This is a genomic window from Bacillus sp. 179-C3.3 HS (assembly GCF_047229225.1).
GTDB lineage: Bacteria > Bacillota > Bacilli > Bacillales > Bacillaceae > Bacillus.
Window position 1 is genome coordinate 34433 of the sequence record NZ_JBFEFT010000012.1, and the last position, 19717, is coordinate 54149.

25 protein-coding genes are annotated in these 19717 nt (G+C 38.5%); 23 read left to right on the forward strand and 2 right to left on the reverse strand.

All coding sequences use genetic code 11. The annotated features are described in order from the left end of the window. Window positions 1-3 precede the first annotated feature (3 nt). The 18 genes from AB1K80_RS09530 (at window position 4) to AB1K80_RS09615 (ending at window position 15208) form a co-directional block, all read left to right on the forward strand. Entirely contained in the window at window positions 4-990 is a 987-nt protein-coding gene (locus AB1K80_RS09530; protein WP_412856382.1) for a coat protein, read from the forward strand. After that, complete coding sequence (locus AB1K80_RS09535) at window positions 950-1252, forward strand: fibronectin type III domain-containing protein (protein WP_144498851.1); 303 nt, start codon at window positions 950-952, stop codon at window positions 1250-1252. Before AB1K80_RS09530 ends, AB1K80_RS09535 begins: the two co-directional genes overlap by 41 nt. Further along, a complete protein-coding gene (locus tag AB1K80_RS09540; RefSeq protein WP_412856383.1) occupies window positions 1253-1444 on the forward strand; it encodes a hypothetical protein in 192 nt (63 codons plus the stop codon). Window positions 1445-1448: 4 nt separating this feature from the next. Beyond that, entirely contained in the window at window positions 1449-1745 is a 297-nt protein-coding gene (locus tag AB1K80_RS09545; RefSeq protein WP_412856384.1) for a phage head-tail connector protein, read from the forward strand. Continuing rightward, a complete protein-coding gene (locus tag AB1K80_RS09550; protein WP_412856385.1) occupies window positions 1739-2080 on the forward strand; it encodes a phage head closure protein in 342 nt (113 codons plus the stop codon). Before AB1K80_RS09545 ends, AB1K80_RS09550 begins: the two co-directional genes overlap by 7 nt. Further along, window positions 2073-2492, forward strand: coding sequence for an HK97-gp10 family putative phage morphogenesis protein (locus tag AB1K80_RS09555; protein WP_412856386.1), 420 nt, complete (start codon window positions 2073-2075; stop codon window positions 2490-2492). Before AB1K80_RS09550 ends, AB1K80_RS09555 begins: the two co-directional genes overlap by 8 nt. Before the next feature lie 15 nt (window positions 2493-2507). Beyond that, window positions 2508-2906 carry a DUF3168 domain-containing protein gene (locus AB1K80_RS09560; RefSeq protein WP_412856387.1) on the forward strand — a complete coding sequence of 133 codons (399 nt, stop codon included), beginning with the start codon at window positions 2508-2510 and terminating at the stop codon, window positions 2904-2906. Between the two features lie 13 nt (window positions 2907-2919). Beyond that, window positions 2920-3444: a phage major tail protein, TP901-1 family gene (locus AB1K80_RS09565; RefSeq protein WP_412856388.1), complete on the forward strand. Its 525-nt coding sequence runs from the start codon at window positions 2920-2922 to the stop codon at window positions 3442-3444. Further along, the gene (locus AB1K80_RS09570) at window positions 3422-3706 is read left to right on the forward strand and encodes a fibronectin type III domain-containing protein (RefSeq protein WP_412856446.1); all 285 of its coding nucleotides are present in this window, start codon (window positions 3422-3424) and stop codon (window positions 3704-3706) included. The genes AB1K80_RS09565 and AB1K80_RS09570 overlap by 23 nt, the downstream gene beginning before the upstream one ends. A gap of 68 nt (window positions 3707-3774) precedes the next feature. Then, window positions 3775-4284 carry a tail assembly chaperone gene (locus AB1K80_RS09575; protein ID WP_412856389.1) on the forward strand — a complete coding sequence of 170 codons (510 nt, stop codon included), beginning with the start codon at window positions 3775-3777 and terminating at the stop codon, window positions 4282-4284. 17 nt (window positions 4285-4301) lie between these two features. Next, window positions 4302-4610 carry a hypothetical protein gene (locus tag AB1K80_RS09580; protein WP_412856390.1) on the forward strand — a complete coding sequence of 103 codons (309 nt, stop codon included), beginning with the start codon at window positions 4302-4304 and terminating at the stop codon, window positions 4608-4610. A gap of 4 nt (window positions 4611-4614) precedes the next feature. After that, window positions 4615-9285, forward strand: coding sequence for a hypothetical protein (locus AB1K80_RS09585; protein WP_412856391.1), 4671 nt, complete (start codon window positions 4615-4617; stop codon window positions 9283-9285). Then, window positions 9282-10049, forward strand: coding sequence for a distal tail protein Dit (locus AB1K80_RS09590; protein ID WP_412856392.1), 768 nt, complete (start codon window positions 9282-9284; stop codon window positions 10047-10049). The genes AB1K80_RS09585 and AB1K80_RS09590 overlap by 4 nt, the downstream gene beginning before the upstream one ends. A gap of 14 nt (window positions 10050-10063) precedes the next feature. Continuing rightward, complete coding sequence (locus AB1K80_RS09595) at window positions 10064-13591, forward strand: phage tail spike protein (RefSeq protein WP_412856393.1); 3528 nt, start codon at window positions 10064-10066, stop codon at window positions 13589-13591. Window position 13592: 1 nt separating this feature from the next. Next, the gene (locus AB1K80_RS09600; protein WP_412856394.1) at window positions 13593-13793 is read left to right on the forward strand and encodes a hypothetical protein; all 201 of its coding nucleotides are present in this window, start codon (window positions 13593-13595) and stop codon (window positions 13791-13793) included. A gap of 57 nt (window positions 13794-13850) precedes the next feature. Continuing rightward, window positions 13851-14063: a BhlA/UviB family holin-like peptide gene (locus tag AB1K80_RS09605; RefSeq protein ID WP_135010326.1), complete on the forward strand. Its 213-nt coding sequence runs from the start codon at window positions 13851-13853 to the stop codon at window positions 14061-14063. 18 nt (window positions 14064-14081) lie between these two features. Further along, window positions 14082-14345 (forward strand): phage holin, encoded by a 264-nt coding sequence (locus tag AB1K80_RS09610; protein ID WP_412856395.1) that lies wholly within the window; start codon window positions 14082-14084, stop codon window positions 14343-14345. A gap of 53 nt (window positions 14346-14398) precedes the next feature. Further along, window positions 14399-15208, forward strand: coding sequence for an N-acetylmuramoyl-L-alanine amidase (locus AB1K80_RS09615; RefSeq protein ID WP_412856396.1), 810 nt, complete (start codon window positions 14399-14401; stop codon window positions 15206-15208). A 12-nt stretch (window positions 15209-15220) separates the two neighbouring features. Here the strand turns inward: AB1K80_RS09615 and AB1K80_RS09620 are convergent, their stop codons facing one another. After that, window positions 15221-15433, reverse strand: coding sequence for a hypothetical protein (locus AB1K80_RS09620; protein ID WP_412856397.1), 213 nt, complete (start codon window positions 15431-15433; stop codon window positions 15221-15223). 84 nt (window positions 15434-15517) lie between these two features. Between AB1K80_RS09620 and AB1K80_RS09625 the strand changes: the two genes are divergently transcribed. From AB1K80_RS09625 to AB1K80_RS09635, 3 genes are all read left to right on the forward strand, one after another. After that, window positions 15518-16018, forward strand: coding sequence for a hypothetical protein (locus AB1K80_RS09625; protein ID WP_412856398.1), 501 nt, complete (start codon window positions 15518-15520; stop codon window positions 16016-16018). 109 nt (window positions 16019-16127) lie between these two features. Further along, window positions 16128-16271 carry a hypothetical protein gene (locus AB1K80_RS09630; protein WP_412856399.1) on the forward strand — a complete coding sequence of 48 codons (144 nt, stop codon included), beginning with the start codon at window positions 16128-16130 and terminating at the stop codon, window positions 16269-16271. Between the two features lie 248 nt (window positions 16272-16519). Further along, window positions 16520-16753 carry a helix-turn-helix domain-containing protein gene (locus AB1K80_RS09635; protein ID WP_412856400.1) on the forward strand — a complete coding sequence of 78 codons (234 nt, stop codon included), beginning with the start codon at window positions 16520-16522 and terminating at the stop codon, window positions 16751-16753. On the opposite strand, the gene AB1K80_RS09640 is transcribed toward AB1K80_RS09635, so the two are convergent. Beyond that, window positions 16744-16938 carry a hypothetical protein gene (locus AB1K80_RS09640; protein WP_412856401.1) on the reverse strand — a complete coding sequence of 65 codons (195 nt, stop codon included), beginning with the start codon at window positions 16936-16938 and terminating at the stop codon, window positions 16744-16746. The genes AB1K80_RS09635 and AB1K80_RS09640 overlap by 10 nt on opposite strands. 479 nt (window positions 16939-17417) lie before the next feature. Here AB1K80_RS09640 and mecA point away from each other — a divergent pair, with 479 nt between their 5' ends. Next, complete coding sequence (mecA, locus tag AB1K80_RS09645) at window positions 17418-18083, forward strand: adaptor protein MecA (RefSeq protein ID WP_412856402.1); 666 nt, start codon at window positions 17418-17420, stop codon at window positions 18081-18083. Between the two features lie 86 nt (window positions 18084-18169). Beyond that, the gene (cls, locus tag AB1K80_RS09650; RefSeq protein WP_412856403.1) at window positions 18170-19690 is read left to right on the forward strand and encodes a cardiolipin synthase; all 1521 of its coding nucleotides are present in this window, start codon (window positions 18170-18172) and stop codon (window positions 19688-19690) included. The last annotated feature ends 27 nt before the right edge of the window (window positions 19691-19717 follow it).

The following is a 19717-nucleotide window of genomic DNA, read 5'->3' on the forward strand; positions in this document are numbered from 1 at the left end:
TAAATGGCAGTAACTAGAGTTCAGGATGTTATCATCCCGGAAATTTTTAATCAGTACACAATGAACAACACTGTTGAACAAACAGCAGTATATCGAAGTGGAATTATTCAGCCTGTACCGGGCCTAATTGTTCCGAATGGCGGAGATACAGTGAATATGCCTTTCTGGAATGACCTTGAAGGAGATCCAGAAGCTATTCAATCAGACTTTGCTTTAACTCCAGAGAAAATCAAATCAGGTAAAGACGTCGCCCGGGTATTTGAGTATGGAAAGGCTTGGAGTGCGGAAGATTTAGCAGGAGAGCTTGCAGGATCAGATCCAATGAGAGCAATTGGGGATCGTGTGAACTACTATTGGGATAGACAGTTTCAAAGAATGATCTTCCTTATGTTGGATGGTGTCTTTGGTAGCAACATCACTAATAACGAAGGTGATCTAGTATTAGATATTTCGAGCGGTGACGGGAAAAAGTACACAACTTACCTATTTGCTGGCGGTGCTGTTGGTTATGCTCCAGGAATGCCTAAAACACCAACGGAAACAGATCGAAACTCACTAAAAGGTGAGGACATTCTGATCAATCGTAAGAAGTTTATTATGCATCCACGTGGTTTCAAATGGACTGAAGCTGATGTTGCTAAAGAAATGCCTACGTTCAAAGAATTGGCAAGCGCAAAGAACTACGAACGTGTTTATGACAAAAAGAAAGTCCGAATTGTGAAGATTATTTCCAATGAAGGACCAGATGCAGCAGCTAAGTCTAAATTAAGCGGAGAAGTGATTCTTGATGCAGCTCAATTACTTGGGGATGCTAAAGGGAAATTCACTTCAATTGCAATGCATTCAGTAACGCATACAAATTTACAGAAACAAAACTTGATTGAGTTCATTCCTAACAACAGAGCTGATGTAGGTTTCGGAACATACCTTCAAAAATCTATTATTGTTGATGATTCACTTCCAGTGGAAGAGCCTATTCCTACGCCCTAATGCGCCCCAAAACCTACGGTTTACAAGCACAAGTAAATCTGTGACTGTCAATTGGGATGCCGTAGCTGGGGCGGATTCATACAATGTTTATCGGGGAGCAGACAAACGTCTTGATAAGAATGTAACCAAGCCTGAATACAGCACAGACGGTCTGACACCTGATACTAAGTTAACAATCAATGTCACTTCTGTTAATGAAAGCGGCGAATCTGCAATGTCAGAAATCGCAACTAAAACAGAAGCAGAAGGGGGCACTGAATAAATGGGGGCAACAACCTTTTGGCTCTTGGAACAAGAATTGAAAAGGCGTGCAAACATTGAAAAGGATGTTCAAGACGAACTGTCTTATGAAGAAATGACTGTTGAGCAGCTAAAGCAGGAAGCGAAAGATAAAGGAATAGCTGGGTATTACAACATGAAGCGTGAAACACTGCTTGAAAAATTGAAAGGGTGATCCAATGGACATCCAACAGATTAAAAGAATGATAGGAATGACCACAGATAAGCACGATGATTACTTGTCTGAGGTTGTTCCTATTTTTGTTGAATGGGCATCTGACTTTTGCAAGAACAAGTTTGATGCAGATGACCTGCCAGCGGGTGTAAAAATCTTTGTTGCGAAAGCTGTTGAATTTAACATGAAGCCAGCTGGTCTAGCAGGAAGAAGCATGGGTGATGTGTCGTACTCTTATGACACTGATTTTCCTGAAACGGTCACTAAGTACCTGTACCCGTATAGGAGGGCTTATTGGTGAGTTATGTATTTGAAGAATTCCCACATGAAATCACTTTTCAAGTGCTTGAAAAAGTGCCGGACGGTGGAGGTGGCTACACTGAAAAGTACGTGGATCACCTTACAATATCCGCAAGAGTGACAAGTGTTTCATCAGGAGAGTTTTATCAAGCTCAACAGCTGCAAAACCCAGTTGATCACAACGTGTATTTTGAATACAGGGAAGTCATCAAAAAGACCATGAGAATTAAATACCAAAATAAAATACTCACGCTGAAATCAGATCCTATTGATCAAGGCGGAGAAAATGAAATCATGTGTCTCAAATGCCAAGTGTCAGAGGTGCTCAATGGCTGAAGTTAGTGGCAGATGGGCGAAAAAAATGACTAAAACCATTGAGAAGTTTGAGCGCAGAGTCATAGATCGAGCAAAGCGAGTTGTCACAGAAACCGCAGAGCTGATTTACAGTCACGCTGTGATTAACTCACCAACAGCAATGATTGATGGTGGAAATCTTAAAAACTCTATTGAAATTGACTATAGAGACGAAGGGTTAAAAGCCATCATCACCGTTGGAGCCGATTACGCGATCTATGTTGAATACGGAACCGGTATTTATGCAGAGGAAGGCGGCGGCCGTCAAACACCATGGGTCTATTATGATGAAAAACTAGGCCGATGGGTGATGACAAGAGGTATGAGGGCGCAGCCGTTCTGGAATCCGGCAGTTGAAGAGGGAATGAGACATTTTGCCCGTGAATTGCAATAGAAAGGAGCTGCTTAAATGCGCTCAACATTGTGGCCATTACAGGCTGCCATATTCGAAAGGCTATCAATGGATAAGCGGTTAAATGAACGAGTAACAGGCGTTTTTGATGCTGTTTCCAAGGATGTTAAAAAGCCTTATGTCTCAATGGGTGATGATGATGTAGCCTTATTTGAGACTAAAACATCTGCCGGCGAAGTTGTGAATGTGGTTTTACACTGCTGGTCAGATTACAACGGAAAAAAAGAAGCACAACAGGTCATTGACCTTATGCTTCAAGCATTGACAAAAAGGCCCCTAGAAATAGAGGGCTTTTCTTTATGCCGTGAAGAGTTGCGAGGTATGCAGATCATCACAGACATAGACGGATATACAAGACACGGTATCTTGCGAATGAGATACACGATTAACAATTGAGAGGGTGGTTTGAATGGCAAACCTATTGAATGGTAAGGATGAAATCTATTTTGTTCAACCCATGAATGCAACAGAAGAAGAAGGCTTATTTGTTGCTTTCCAGACGGAAGGTTCTCACACAAAAGAGCAGGACACGCTGGACGAGAGCACAAAGTCAGGACGTATCGTTGGTTATGGAACAAAAAACGAAACTATTGAACTAACTTTCTTTGCGGCAGACGATGACCCAGGTCAAAAAGCAATTGAAGCAGCTTTTGACAACGAAGAGGCAGTACAGGTATGGAAAGTGAATCTCAACTTAAATAAAAACGGAAAACATGATTCTGAATATGGTCATGCAATCATTGAGAGTCTTGAAAAAAGTGCTCCACAAGATGGTTTTATTGAAGTATCTACATCTCTACCAATCTTAGGGAAAACACATAAAGACGAATTGGACGCTTTAGATCCAGCTTTTATTGCACAGATCAGATCTGCTGCTGGTGCTGATAGCTTTAAGCAGTTCGGCGAGCTTAATAAGAAAGTTGAGACACCCTAAGCAGCCCCGTAATCTATCGTTTACCGCCACGTCTGACAGTATTTCAGTAACGTGGGATGCGGTAGAAGGGGCGACTTCATACAACGTCTATAGAGGTGCAGATAAGCGCCTTGATAAAAACGTCACTGACACAAGTTATGTCGCAACAGGGATGAACCCTGATACGAAACTGACCATTAATGTGACAGCAGTTAACGAAGCGGGCGAGTCTCCAATGAGTGAAATCGTTACACAGACAGAACCGGCTTCAACAGGAGAATAACACTTGAAGGGCCTCTTATATTTGGAGGCTCTTTTCTATTACAAAAAACAAATCGGGGGTTTTTATAAATGGCTACTTTAACAATTGAAAATAAGGAATATACAGCAAGATGCGATTTTGCGTTTGATCGTACTGCTAATGAAAAATACACAACTAAAGAGGAAGAAAAAGCAGGCGGCACAATGAACATTTACATGGGCCTGCTGAATGAAGATGCTTTAATGCTTTCAGCATTCTGGGATTGTGCACTCTCTCATTTAAAAAGTGGTAAACCAACAGCAGAGCAAATTGAAGAAGCGATCATGAAAATCGTTGATGAAGATACAAAAGGTGATGCGGTGGATCACTTGATTAAAGAAGCATTCCAGACGCTTGAGAATGCAGGTTTTTTCAAAGGCAAGATCCGTCAGCAATGGACCATGATGGAGAAAATGGCGAAACCGAAGAAAGCGGCACCGAACGAAACACCAGAAATGGCAGCGAAGCGGATCGAGGACGAAGAGAACGGGAAGGAATACATGGAAATGCTGAAGCAAGCCCGCAAAGAGCGGACGGGATCGACTATCTCCAAGTCATAGAAGATGCTGCTCGTTGGATGGGTGTCTATGACAACGATCTCATTATGTCATGGACTCCAAACGAGTATAAACGCAAGCTCAAGGCGGCCAAACTGCGTGAGATTGATGACATAGAGCGAATGACAATAAATGCTATGTTTCATCGGTATGCAAATAATGCCAAAAAAGTTAAGCCGTCACAAATGTTTGACGCGCAAAAAGCTAGAGCTGATCTTGAACGTGATGTCACTGGAAATGGGTTCAAAAATCAAGTGAATGCCAAAAAGCTGAACGACCTTAACATCGAATTAAGGAACATACTTAAAAAACCAAAAGAAGAGGGGTGAGGGTTTGATCGAAAAATTAACAGCGGTAGTCGAGGCGCAAACACGTAAATTCAAACAGCAAATGGACAAAGTAAACGATATGATGCGCCGTATGCGTGACCATCACACTGTCGAAGTAGATGCTGAAATCGCTGATTTTCAAAGGCGTGTACGTGAGGCAGAGCAGCAGGTGGATAGTTTCTTGCGCCGTCACGAACGCAACCGGGTTGACCTAGATGCCGATGCAGATCCTTTAACTAGATCGGTTCGTATGGCGCGTCAAAAATTGAGAGAGATTCCACAACGCATTAATACCTTTTTTTATGGTAATAGTAATTCACTCTCAAGTTCAATAGCTCGTGCTAAAGCGGGGCTATCGTCAATTGCTCAAAGAGTAACAACGGTTATAGCCGGAAATCCTACTTCTTTAGGACGTGCTGTTGCTGTTGCCCGTGCTGCGTTATCTTCAATTAATACCAGAGTGACAACAATGATTGGGGGAAATGTTAGTAGCCTGAATTCATCTGTTGCTGTTGCTCAAGTAGCATTAGCGAGTATTCCTAACAGGGTTACAACCATCATTAATGCAAGCTCAACTTCTTTGATACGTTCAGTAACAATGGCAAGAGCAGCATTAGCGAGTCTTCCACAAACTGTTTTTGTAAGAATAGTGGATATTTGGGGAGGATTTGAAAAACGATTAGATAAATTTGAAAATGCAATGAATAGACTGGCAAAAATCACTAACTCTATTTCCACAGTTATGGGGAATGCTTTGCGTGGTGGTTTACTAGCTTTATTACCTGCCATAGCTCCAGCATTGGCTGGTGCTGTAGCTGTTCTTGGATCTCTTGGTCCAATGATTGGATCTGCTACAGGCGGTCTTATGGGGCTTGTTAGTGCGTTTTCTACTGCTGGTACTGGCGCTGTAGCATTTGGTGCATTGGCTGTAACATCCATTGGAAGTGTGATCAAAACAGGCCAAGACCTAGACAAATTACAAGCAAAACTTGATGATGCTACAAATGCTAAAGAACGCGCCAAAATCATGGAACAGATAAATGTTTTGCAGCAGTCGCTTGGAAAAGAAGAGAAGAAAGCTCTTGCTACCCTAGAAGATTTTAAAGACAACTGGCAAGAGATCGCGAGTATTACACAAAAGCCTATTCTTAAAACCTTTACCAATTCACTGACTACGTTTAAAACTGTACTGAATAGTTTAAGACCTATGTTCTTGAGTGTAGCAAATGGAGCGGTTACATTATCTAAAAACATGGATAATGCATTCAAGGCTCCTGATCTACAGAACTTCATTACATGGATGAACAATAATGCTGGTCAAGCATTTGTGACGTTTGGAAATATCGCAGGAAATGTCATGAGAACAGTCATGAATCTGATTGTTGCTTTTGGTCCGTTAGGAAATGACATGGCAGCTAGTATGGAAAAAGCAACAGCTTCATGGGCTAAGTGGGCAGCCGGATTAAGTTCATCCCAAAAGTTCCAAGACTTTATTGCTTATACACGAGAAAACGGACCGAAAATTTTACAGGTTATCACAAATTTTTCAGGTGCTTTACGCCGTCTATTTGCGGCATTTGCTCCAATGTCAGCAGACATGCTTACTTCATTAGTTGATATGACAGCTAGATTCAGAGAATGGGCGGGAACAGTTCAACACACCGAGGGATTTAAAAACTTCATTGCATATATCAAAGAAACAGGTCCTACTGTTTGGAGTACACTTGGTGAAATCTCCAAGACTATCATCAATTTACTGATCGGTATGGCCCCATTAGGAAAAACGATTTTAGAATCGGTTAATGGTTTTTTGAAATTTACCAACACAGCTATGCAGGCAAATCCAATCATCGGTCAGTTAATAGCCGGTTTCCTTTCAACTATTGGAGTAGTTCGCGCTTTAACTCCTTTAATTGTCTCTTTTTCTACACTGTTTTTGAAATGGCAAGATATAGTATCCATTGCCACTAGAGTTGGTTCAGCTATTAAAATGATTGGAACTGTGTTCGGTATTGTTTCAAAGGTTTTTATGGCGAATCCTATTTTGTTGGCAATTGCCGCAATTGGAACAGCTGTATTCCTTGTTATTAAATACTGGGAGCCAATTTCAAAGTTTTTCATTGATCTATGGAACAAAGTCTCTAACTTCACGAATAACGCTTGGAATGGAATAATGAGCTTCCTACAAGGTCTATGGGAGGGAATTAAGAAAGTAGCTTCTTCAGTATGGACGGGCATTGCGAATTTCTTTAAAACTACATTTGCAGCTCATCAAAAGGTTATAAAAACAGTTTGGGGAGCCATTAAAGGGTTTATTACTGGAGTTTGGAATGCTATTAAAAAGGTTGCAACTACTGTTTGGAACGGAATTAAATCATTCTTTGTAAATATGCTAAACACCCATAAAAAAATATTTACAACAGTCTGGAACGCGATTAAATCCGTTGTTTCTGGGGTTTGGAATGGCATTAAAAATATAGCATCATCAATCTGGAATGGAATTAAATCATTTTTCAGTGGAGTTTTATCCGGCATTAAATCCTTCTTTGTAAACAATTGGAACAACATTAAAAAGGTTACATCAACAGTTTTTAATGGCATAAAGAGCTTTATGTCTAGCATCTGGAATGGTATAAAAAACACTGTGAAAAATCTTGTTAGCGGCATTTTCAACACTGTTAAATCTATTTTTAACAACATGAAAAACGCTATTGGCAATGCGATGCGAGCTGTTAAAACAACAATCAGCAATATCTGGAATGGGGTTATGGGGTTCTTCAAAGGAATAAACCTTTTCAGCATAGGAAAAGACATCATTAATGGTTTAATCCGAGGTATTGGCGGTATGGCTGGAGCTATTAAAAACAAAGCAATGGAAATGGCTAAAGCTTTACCAGGTTGGATGAAGAAAGTTTTAGGAATTCACTCACCGTCCAGAGTAATGCGTGATCAGGTCGGATACCATGTGGGTACTGGTATGGCTGTCGGGATTAATAAATCTATGAATGTAGTTAAAGCTGCATCTGTAAATTCAGCTAAAACAGCACAAAAATCAGCGCAGGAAGAATTGAAAAAAGGTGATAAACGAATTAGCGCGGCAAGAAAAACGGCAGCTAAAAAATTAAGTGCTCAAGCTGCTGCTGCACGCAAAGCGGATGCGAAAAGGAAAACAGGCGTTGACAACAAAATCAGAGCTGTAGAAACCAAATTTGATACAGGTAAGATTAGTTCAAAAGCCTATATTAAGCAATTGAATGCGATCAAAAAGCAAAACAAGTTAACATCTACCCAAAATGCAAAGATTCAGCGGGAAATTTACAATGCTCAAAAAAAGTCGCAATCACAACAGAAGAAAAGTGCTCTTGAAGCACAGCGAAAAAAAGCGAAAGCGCAGCTTGCTTATCAAAAGAAAGTGTCACAAAAGATCGCAAATGCTGAAGTTAAATACGATACTAAGAAAATAAGCGGTCAGACTTACATTAAGCAGCTTGAAAACATTAAGAAAAAAGAGAAACTAACTGCTGATCAGCGTAATAAGATTCAACGGGAAATCTATGCAACGCAGAACAACCTGACTAGAGAAGCATTAAAAAAGAAAGAAAATGAGAAAAAAGCAGCTGAAAAGCTGAACAAAGATATTCTATCGGCCAATAACTCTTATCTATCTAAATTTAAGAGTATTAATGATAAATTGACCGATGACATCAAGAAGGCAAATGAAGAGTATAAGAATGCACTTAAAGATCGTACTGATTCCATTTACAACGCTATGGGATTGTTTGATAGTGTCACAACAGAAAAAGTCAGCGGGTCCAAGCTGTTAGATAACCTTCAAGCGCAAATTGATAAGATGAAAGGTTTTCAATCCGATCTATCTAAACTTTCAGGTAATGCACCGCAAGAATTTGTTGATGAGTTGAAGGGAATGGGTATTGGATCAGCAGATCAGATCAAGGCTATTGCTTCAATGTCAGCTCCAGAGTTAGATAAATACATCTCTCTATGGAAACAAAAGCATAGTATGGCAAGTGAACAAGCGACAAAAGAGCTTGCCGGACTCAAAAACGAAACAACTAAGAAGATTGCAGAATTGAGAACCGCCGCAAATTCTGAATTGAACAAATTGAAAAATGATTACATGAATAAAATCGCAGAATTAGCTGTAAATGTTAAGCAGTTGGGTTCACTGAAAAAGAGCGGAAATGCAATTGGTTATAACACGATGGCAGGAATTATTTCAGGTATGAAGAGCATGAAAGGTGAGCTTGCGAAAGAAGCCAATACTATTGCAGCCACCATTGAAAAAACAATTAAGAAGAAGCTCAAAATTCACTCTCCATCACGTTTAATGCGTGATCAAGTGGGTGTCATGGTGCCAGCTGGTATTGCTGTGGGGATTCAGCAAGGCGTTGGCACTGTAAGTAAAGCGATGAATGCCGTTACAGACGCAATGTACATCAAGCAAGAAGATTTAAACATCGCTTACGATACTTCTTTCTCAAGCAGTAATGTTGGAGCTGTTAAACATGATTTAAGTGCAGAGCTTCAAAACATAGAACTGCCTGAGCAAGTGATTGTTATTGAAATGGATAGCAAAAAGGTTGGTCAAGGTGTCGCGAAACCTGTTGAAAATGAGCAGAAGAGAGCTAACGCAAGGAGGACGAGGATCACATGATTAATTATCAACAACTTGTCCCCAATGAATGGAAGATCACTTTTAACGGAACCGACATATCACAATATTTCTACCTTAAAGAGACACCAAGCGGAAGGGGTGTTGTAGGTCGGGAAGTAAAAATAGATACGATAGGGAACCGCCCAGGCGGTTTTCTTCGTGGTACTAGATTACCTGTAAGAGTGATAACCCTAGAAGTGTTATTTGCATTCAGTAGTGAAAGAGAATTGAAGAAGAAACAAGAGGAATTGAACTATATTCTCCACACAGATGATGAAAAGCCCCTTGTTTTTTTCGATGAGCCAGACCGAACATATAATGCAATATTTGAGAGTTTGACAGAGGGTGAAACAAAGGGAGGTTTACAACATGCCACACTTACTTTTCTTTGTTCTGATCCAAAAAAATACGGATTAGCGGCGATTTATGAATTTGAAAGCGGATTGAGAACTTTTACAAATCCAAGTTTGGTAGCGATTGAACCACAAATCGAATGCATTTTTACGTCAGCAGCCACTTCATATGAGGTGGCTCTTTTACATTCTGATAAGAGTGTCAATAAAACTATTAAAGTTGTTTACAACTTTATTGAAGGTGACACTTTAGTGATTGACATTGCTAAACGGAAGATAATGAATAACGGAAAAGCAATCATGAATGGTTTGCAAATACAATCAGAATTTTATGATTTTCCTCCTAAAATTCCAGTTAAATTAAGGTTTAGCCATAAAAGTAGTATCAAATTTAATGAAGCTTATCTATAGAAAGGAGGTCCGTCATGGCTGAAATTTTCATTTTATCGCCAGAAGATGAACTTTTGGCTGTTCTGTCCAGTGACGGACAGGACTCATGCAATTTCTGGGATGCTAAATACAAAGAAGAACTCAATTTGGGTTCTTCTTTTTCTTTTATTGCGGATGCTTCACATCCAGATGCAAAGTATCTTTTCGAAGAGAATCAAGCGGTGTTTCGTGATAAGGACGGTGAATTGCGTGCGTTTGTTATAAAAGAGCTTGATGATTCAGACGATGGTGACGAGATTAATACACTCGTAACCTGTGAAGCTGCAATGATGGAACTTGCAGAAACGTTCATAAAAGAAAAGCGGCCAAAAGATAGAACAGCGCAATATGTTCTTGATCAAGTTTTTGAAAGAACACGATGGACCGCAGAAGTGACCGCCGAGCTAGGCTTGAATTCTACATCCTTTTATAAAATGAATGCACTTGAATGTCTAAGTGATGTTCTTGAAAAATGGGGCGGTGAGTTTAAAGACGTTGTAGAGTTTGACGGTAATACCATCACAAAACGCACAATCAAAGTATTACCGCGCAGAGGAAAAGACAGTGGCAAGCGGTTTGAAATTGACAAAGACACCGAAAGTATTAGACGTACTGTGATTAGCTATCCCAAAACGGCTTTGTATGGTTATGGAGCATCATTACAGACTACCAATGATGATGGAGAAGAAACAGGTGGCTATTCTCGTTTCATTGATTTTTCGGAAGTCGAATGGAAAAAAGAAACTGGTGATCCAGTAGACAAACCAAAGGGTCAAGAATGGGTAGGCGATCCAACGTTATTGGAAAAATACGGCCGTCTAAAAGATGGTGTATTAATTCATAGAGAAGATATTTTCAGTAATGAAGACATTGAAGATCCTGAAGAACTGTTGAAAGCTACTTATAATCATTTAATTGCAGTAGCATCAAAAACAGAAGTCAATTATGAGTTGTCGGTAAAGCTTCTTGAGGGTATAAAAGGCTATGAGCACGAGCATGTTGATCTAGGAGATACAACCATCGCTATAGACCGTAATTTTGCTATACCTATTGAAACATCACAACGTATTATCTCGATGGAATATGACATTACCGATCCTGAAAATACATGTGTTGTTGAGATAGGACAGTTCTTGTCAGCTTTACAGGGCGATGACCGAGTAAAACAGTTGCAAAAAGTTATTGATAATAACCGTGGCACATGGGAGCGGAAACCAGAAGCGGGCAACGTAACTGACAGCAGTTTCTTGAATACGAAGCCACCAACGCCAGCAAATATCAAAGCGGAAGGTTTGTACAAGACTATCTCACTTACATGGGATTACGACACTAGATCCTTTATAGCCGCATATGAAGTATATGCTTCACAAAATAAGGGATTTACACCTACAGCCGCACAGCTCATTTTTCGCGGAAAAACAGGTGGATGGCATCATCAAGACGGCGTGGAGGCTGATCAAGTTTGGTATTACCGATTGAGAGCCATTAATACACATGGAACGGCCAGTGATTGGTCAGATGAGTATGAAGCGAAAACCGTGAGAATTCTTACAGATGATATTATGTTCGGTGCAGTAACAGCTGATAAACTTGCTTCATTATCAGTGACGGCAGACAAACTGTATACGGATTTGGCTAACTCAAATATCTTACCAGGTTCATTGTTTAGGTCTAGTGATATAGCTGGACTAAACTCATCTTCATTAGCAGTAAATGAACAAGAGTACAATGAGGTTACGATCACAAAGACAAGAACGAATAACAAACTTTTTGGAGTTGTGACGGATTACCGTAAATCATTGAAGCTTGTTAACGGAGAAACGTATACTTTTTCAATAGAAGTTAAACGAGGAGATTTGAAGAATTTCAATTATTTGAATTTCCGTTATTACAACACACCTACTAATCACAAAAGCCATATTGTTAATACGCCATTTAGTGATATTTCAAATTTGCCATCAGATGAGTTTGTGCGATTAGACTGCACATTTACTTATACAGGCGATACGGCAAACAATTATTTTGTGCTTTTCGGGGCTTCTACAGAAAACGCTACGGATGCCGGTTCATTTGTCGTTAGGAAATGTCAGATCAGAATGGGTGAAACCATAAAAGAATGGTCACCAAGCCCATATGATGTAATGCTCACTGAAAAATCTGTGACAGCACTCCATGTGAATGATGCAGCAATTGGAACAGCTGCCATTCAAAACGCAGCAATCCAGAAAGCACATCTAGGAACAGCGATTATTGATACTGCTCACATTACAGATGGAGCCATTACAAATGCCAAAATAGCCAATCTATCTGCGGACAAAATCACAGCTGGCACGATTAAAGGTATCACGATAGAGGGTTCGCTTATTAGAGGAGCTAGGATTGAACCTATTTCGGGATCAACTGCATATGAATCGTTTATTGAAGCAGATCAAATTTATCAATATAGAAAAGTTATATATGATTTCACTGTAAAAAGATATGAAAAACTTACGATCAAATCCGGCTTAATTTCTCAAGAATATGGTAATAGAATTGGTGAGAATGAAACACAAGAACCGATTAGTACCGTTGATATAAAAAGAGGCGGAATCAATTTATTTGCAGAAGCAAACCCTAGAAACGAAAACATTTCACATAAGTTAAGGATAGAGACTAATCCAGGGGTTCCTAATGATTTAGGCGTTGGTAGTAGTGGTACTCATATGATCTTCTCTCAAAACGATGAAATGGTCTTGAAGGTTAGTGTTGATTTAAATCGTGGAGAACCAAATTTTTCATTTAATGGGTTGAAAACGGGACATGTGGCTTCTTTAAGATCTTATAGTGTTACAACACAAAAATCTTCTTCATTTTCATCAAAAGAGGATATAAGTTTTTTTGCAGAGGAATACCTTACGGTGAATGGTCGAATAAGAACTGATATATTTGGTAGAAATGGAATCAATATATCTGCTTCGAATGGTCGCGTTGCCATAGAAGGAAAAGCTGAAAAAGATGGTGGGATTTCTTTGGATGGAGGGGCATGGAACGGATCATTATTTCTTGGAAAAGATAACACGGGAAAGCGTGTCTGGTCAGAAGATATATACTGGAGGTTATACACACAGCCTGCCAATGTTTATATTACTCAATATGGAACATTGGGCCGTGTTGTTTCATCGGAAAAATACAAAATAAACATCGAAGAATATCCTGACGATAAGGCAGAAAATATTTTGAAATTGAAACCGAAAACATGGTTTGATAAACAAGTTGCTGAATCGTATGCAGAAATATTGGAATCTGGTAGTGAAGATGATGAAGATAGGCCATTTCTTGAAAGAGTGCCGGGTCTAATAGCCGAGGATCTTTATGAAGCGGGATTGAAGGAATATCTTTTCTGGAGTGATCCAGACGAGAACGGAGAAAGACAAATCGAAGGCGTTATGTATGACCGTTTGTACGCCTTATTAATTCCGATAGTTAAAGAATTGAAAGATAAGGTGAATGTTTTAGAAAATCAAATAAAAGGAATGGGGCATTAAATTGGAGCAAAAACAACAGCTGACAGAAAAAGAAGAGTTGCTTCTATACAAACATATGGCTTTATCAGAACAATTAACAAAAGCGCATTTGGAACTTGCAGAAGCTAGAGCACAATTCACTCTAAGTGATAATCAGAACAAAAAGCTTAAAGAGGAATTACTTAAATTAAAACAAAATGAGACAAACACAGACGCTGAATAGGCGTTTTTATTTTGCCTTCTTTAAGGGGGTGGACAAAGTGAGGAGTAGGTGAGTATGGTGGAAATGGATATAGCTCAATATTTGATGACACAAGGACCGTTTGCGGTTCTTTTTTGTTGGGTGTTGTTTTATGTACTCAATACAACCAAAGAGCGTGAGAACAAGCTAAACGAGCAAATTGACGCACAGAATGAAGTGTTAGCAAAATTCAGTGAGAAGTATGACGTTGTTATTGAAAAGTTAGATCGAATTGAAAGAAACCAAAAATAAACGAAATGGGGTATTTATATGAAAAACTTCGACAAAGGCACTGTTATACGCACGGTGCTTCTTTTAGTTGCTTTGATTAATCAGTTTTTAGTGATGTTTGGAAAGACACCATTACCATTAGATGAAGATTCAGTAAACAACCTAGCAGACGTATTATATGTTGCTGGATCAACACTTTTTACAACTGTTATGACGTTAATTACATGGTTCAAAAACAACTATGTGACATCTAAAGGGCAGAAGCAAAAAGAAGTCTTGAAACAAAAAGGATTAACAAAATAGAGCTGCCTTCGGGTGGCTTTTTGTATTCCATTAAACGAATGGAGAGAACGCAAATGAACTTTAAAAAATTAAGCAAGCTTGTTGATCTTCGGGGAAAAACGAAGAGTAAGGGGATTTATTCAAATGTAGGAGTAAATGCAAAAACGGATATTGCGGTACATCACAGTCTAACAAAATCGGGAAACAGTGCTGCTTTTGCAAACTATCATGTAGGAACAAACGGCTGGCCGGGTGTTGCTTATCATTTTGTAATACTGAAAGATGGAACTATTGAATGGAATCATGATCTGGGTATCAAATCTTATCATGTAGGAGATTCCAACCGTTTTGCAATAGGCATTTGTCTTGTAGGTGATTTCAGAAGCGAAAAACCAACAGCAGAACAGGAGACGAGTTTCCGCGATTTAGTAACAGCATTAAAAAAAGACATGCCTAATTATAAACGAACAAGGGGTCATAATGAGTTCCCGAACTATTCATGGAAAGCATGTCCTGTCTTTGATTATAAAGCTGTTTTATCTGGTACTGTAAAGAAGACAGCAGCAAAATCTGTGAAAGCAACACCTGTAAAGAGCACGACTACGCCAAAAACAAGTAGCTCTAAAAAAGCATATAGTTTACCATCTGGCATCATCAAAGTGACTAAGCCATTAACGAAAGGATCAGGCGTAAAAGCCTTACAAGAAGCTCTATCAGCAGTGTATTATTATCCTGATAAAGGGGCAAAAAACAATGGCATAGATGGTTATTATGGACCGAAAACAGCGAATGCGGTCAAGCGGTTCCAGTTGATGCATGGGCTTGTGGCTGATGGTATTTATGGTCCAAAGACAAAAGCAAAATTAGAAAAAGCGTTGAAATAAATAAGGCAGGCATTATGCCTGCTCGTTTTTTAAATCATTTTCAAGAAACTCTATATCTTTTTTGTATCTTTCAATTGTTTCTTCAATAGCTGCTTTAATTACCCTAGGATATCCTTTTTCTTCTTCTTGTGATTGTTCCTTTTTCAATTCCTTTAGATCTTCATGCAGCAACTTAATTGCATGTTTTTTTTGATCTTCATTCATATAATTATAGATTTTTCTCATTATAATCATCCCTTTTTAATAATTTATTTATACAAATAATGTCTAATTTGTTATATAATACCATGTGGGAAGGGTGGTGGTAAAATGAATAAGTTTATATCTAAATTACTTATTGTTTCTTTAGCAACTTTACTATTAGTATCAACCTTGTTGCCAACTGCATCAAGAGCCGCAACACCTAACAAAGAGCATGAGACTATTGCATCACAGCAGATTCAAGTGAAAATAAAGTCTTTAAAGGATTTATCGGATGAATCTGAAATAGAAGATTCTATAATTCAGACTAAAGGCTTTAGAGGATACTTAGTAAAAATAGCTGCTGAAGTGGTAGCTGATGGTATAAGGTATGGTGGGAAAGCGGTTAGTCTTATTTTAAAAAATGCAGATGGAAAAGCTGCGAAGGATTTTACAAAGAATTCTAATTTCATAGCCAAAAAGATTGAAGAGATTGCAAACATACCTGATGTAACTTCAAACATGATCAAGAAAAAATTGTATGCTGCATTAGAGCCGAAAATTGGCGGTGGGTCAGCGCAAGTTATTGCTGACGGTGTTTATTATGCAATTAACTTTTTCTTGTTTTAAAAATACAAATAATGAAAAGCCCTTACAGTTGAGGGGCTTTTTTTTGATAAACCTATTTACTATTGTAAACAGATATGTTATAATTAAAGTATAGAAAGGAGGTGCAGAAGTGGACGAGGTAAGAAACTGGATTCTTGCTACCGCAGGTATCGTTACCATCATAAAACATATTTACGACATATGGACGAAGGAAAACGAAAAGCGTAGCAAGAAAAAGAAAAAGCGCTCCCGCCGACCAAGCAGAAAGCGCTAATACAATCAAGACAAGGGGAGAAATCCCCTTGCTCCTTATATTATATCACGTCCACCATAGTATGAAAAACTACTTTAAACACTACGACACAGCAGATTTTGCGGTTATGATGATTTTAATTACTGGTATTGTTGTAATTGATTCAACAAATCAGAGTATGTCTGGAAAGATAGCGAATACTGTATTATTAGTAGCTGTTGTTTTCACCTTGTTAAAAGGATTAATTATGATGTGGAGAGAAAAGCGACATGAACGAAAATGAAAAAATTGAGTTTATTCAAAAGGAAGTTCTAACGACAGCAGAAGTCGGGGAAATACTCGGTGTAACTCGCCAACGATTAAGTGCTCTTGTGAATTCTGGAAAGCTCAAACCTGTAAAAAGGGTTGGTACCGTTGCACTGTTTTTGTTACAAAATGTACAAGCTCTCAAAAAAGAATTAGAAGAAGGGCGGAAAAAATACCGCCCTTATGATCAGACATAAAATCTCCATTCCTTTTTTTCTTTATCCCATTCAAGCTCTTTTCGAGATATTAGATTTTTAACTGCTTTCCGTATAGATGTTTCATCTTTGCCTGTTTTTATTTTAAGCTCTTCTATTGTTGGGTTTTTTCGGAACCGGCTCATATTATAAATGATTCGATAAATTTTTCTTTCGAGATCAGTCATTTAATCACCACCAAAAACATTTTATCAGAATGTTTGTTCGGTGTCTAAATGTGGTGTATAATTAGAATATACGGTTTGCCCGCGGAAACGGGATTTAAAAAATTCGTATATTTCAATGATTAACTTCTTCTTATTATTACTCACAATTTTGACTGTCTTGTGAAAGACAGTTATTTTTTTGTTATTTTGTTATCTTTTCTGAAAAGATAACACGAAAATAACAAAAGTTGCATTCAAATGCGAAAATGTATGATCTTATTTGATTTCAAAAGATGATTTAATTAGTTGTTTTCTTACGGAAAAGAAAGGTCTTAAAATTGCACGAAAACAATATATATCATAAAATAGACAGTACACAGCAATACGTCATTCTATAAAAGGTTAATATATAGACGGAACGGGTAAAGTGTAGTAAAGTACTGTTAATTGGGAGCTTGTATGTCCCTTCAACATCTTATATAGAAGGGAAGGTTGGCAAAATGGAAATCGAAAGAATAAACGAACATACAGTGAAATTTTATATTTCCTATGGTGATATTGAAGATCGCGGCTTTGACCGAGAAGAGATTTGGTATAATCGGGAGCGCAGTGAAGAGCTGTTCTGGGAAGTAATGGACGAAGTGCACGAAGAAGAAGAGTTTGCAGTTGAGGGACCACTTTGGATTCAAGTGCAGGCACTTGATAAAGGTCTTGAAATCGTCGTCACAAAAGCCCAACTTTCTAAAGATGGACAAAAGCTCGAATTGCCAATTCCAGAAGATAAAAAAGATCACACAGACGAAGAAAGTCTGGATGCACTGCTTGATGATTTTCATAAAGAAGAGCAGGACCAAGATGAAGTGAATGAGAAGGACAAAAAGCTTCAACTTCAATTCGTGTTGAAAATGGATGATTTTGAAGATGTAATTGCACTTTCTCAATTAAATATGCAGGATTTTACCACAAGTTTATATTCGTTTGAAAACCGTTATTATCTATATGTTGACTTCCACGAGGATTTGTCAGATGTGCAAGTGGAGAATCAGCTGAGCATACTGCTTGAATATGCACATGAATCAGTAGTCAGCATTCACAGACTGCAAGAATACGGTCAGCTGATTGTTGAAGGGAATGCCCTTGAAACGATTCAACAGCACTTCTCGTAAAAAATAAAAAGTCGATTTCTATAGAGGAATCGGCTTTTTTATCTGAATTCATATCTACACAAAGAGATCGGCAAGGAGAAAATGAAATGAGAAATTTAGTTAAAGTGCTATTCTTTCTTATGATTACAATAGGTGCTTATTTTATTGTTCAAATTTTTGCCGGTGATCTAGCGGTAAGTGTGCTCAGTTCCATTAGTGTTCTATTCACCTTATCCATTATATTCATCGGATTTGTCATCTTCTTAGAGAACCGAAATCCATCTCAAACGATTACGTGGCTTGTCCTTCTCGGCAGTTTCCCGTTATTCGGCTTTATGTTCTATATTTTCTTTGGACGTAATATTAAAAAGCGTCGGTTGTTTGAAAAGAAGGCAATCCTAGACGAACAGTTAGTCAAAGAAGATGAACATATACAAAGAGAAACAATTGAAAAAATGACACATATGGGTGACCATCAGCAGCTTCTATTTAAGCTGGCCCATAGACTTGGACATACCCCTATTACGTATCGTACGTCTTCTAAAGTTCTTACCAATGGAAAAGAAACGTTCTCTCATATATTTGAAGAAATTAAAAAAGCGACACATCACATTCACTTGGAGTATTATATCGTCCGACATGATGAACTAGGTCAAGAATTAAAAGACCTCTTAATCGACAAAGCGAAGAGCGGTGTGATCGTCCGTTTTTTATATGACGATGTTGGAAGTTTAAAGCTGTCTCGTCAATATATTGCTGACTTAGAAAATGCCGGTGTACAAATCGTCCCGTTCTTACCGGTGAGACTACCTTTGTTAAATAATAAAATTAATTTCCGAAATCATAGAAAAATCGTTGTGATTGATGGAGAGGTTGGCTTTGTTGGTGGTCTTAACATTGGGGACGAATATATGGGCAGAAGCAGACAATATGGCTTTTGGCGCGATACGCACTTGATGATCAAAGGAGAAGCGGTTTGCGACTTGCAACAAATTTTTATGCAAGATTGGTATTATATGACCAATGAACGATGCTCAGGTGTTGATTATTTTAAAGACTTTAGTCATGTTGAGAGTACAACAGAAGGTGTCCAAATGATTGCTGGTGGCCCAGATAAACAATGGGAAGTGATTAAAAATCTCTTTTTCTCTATGATCATTTCAGCAAAAAAATCGATTTGGATTGCATCTCCTTATTTTGTTCCAGACGACGATATTTTGTCGGCATTGAAGATTGCTGCTTTGAGTGGAGTTGATGTGAGGATTATCGCTCCGAAAAATCCAGACAAGCGGATTGTGTTCCATGCGTCCCGATCCTATTTCCCAGAACTTTTGGAAGCAGGCGCGAAGTTGTATGAATATGACCAAGGCTTTATGCATAGCAAATTTATCATTGTCGATAGTGAACTTGCTTCTATTGGGACTGCAAATATGGATATGAGAAGCTTTCATTTAAACTTTGAAGTAAATGCTTTCCTTTATAAAACAAAAAGCACTGAGAAACTCGTTAATGACTTTTTAGGTGATTTGGAGCAGTCGCATGAAATTGTACCGGATGAGTTTGCAAAAAGACCTTTAAGGGTGAGGCTGTTTGAATCTACAGCGAGGTTATTGTCACCACTTTTATAAATATGATCATTTCCCTCTTTTCAAAAG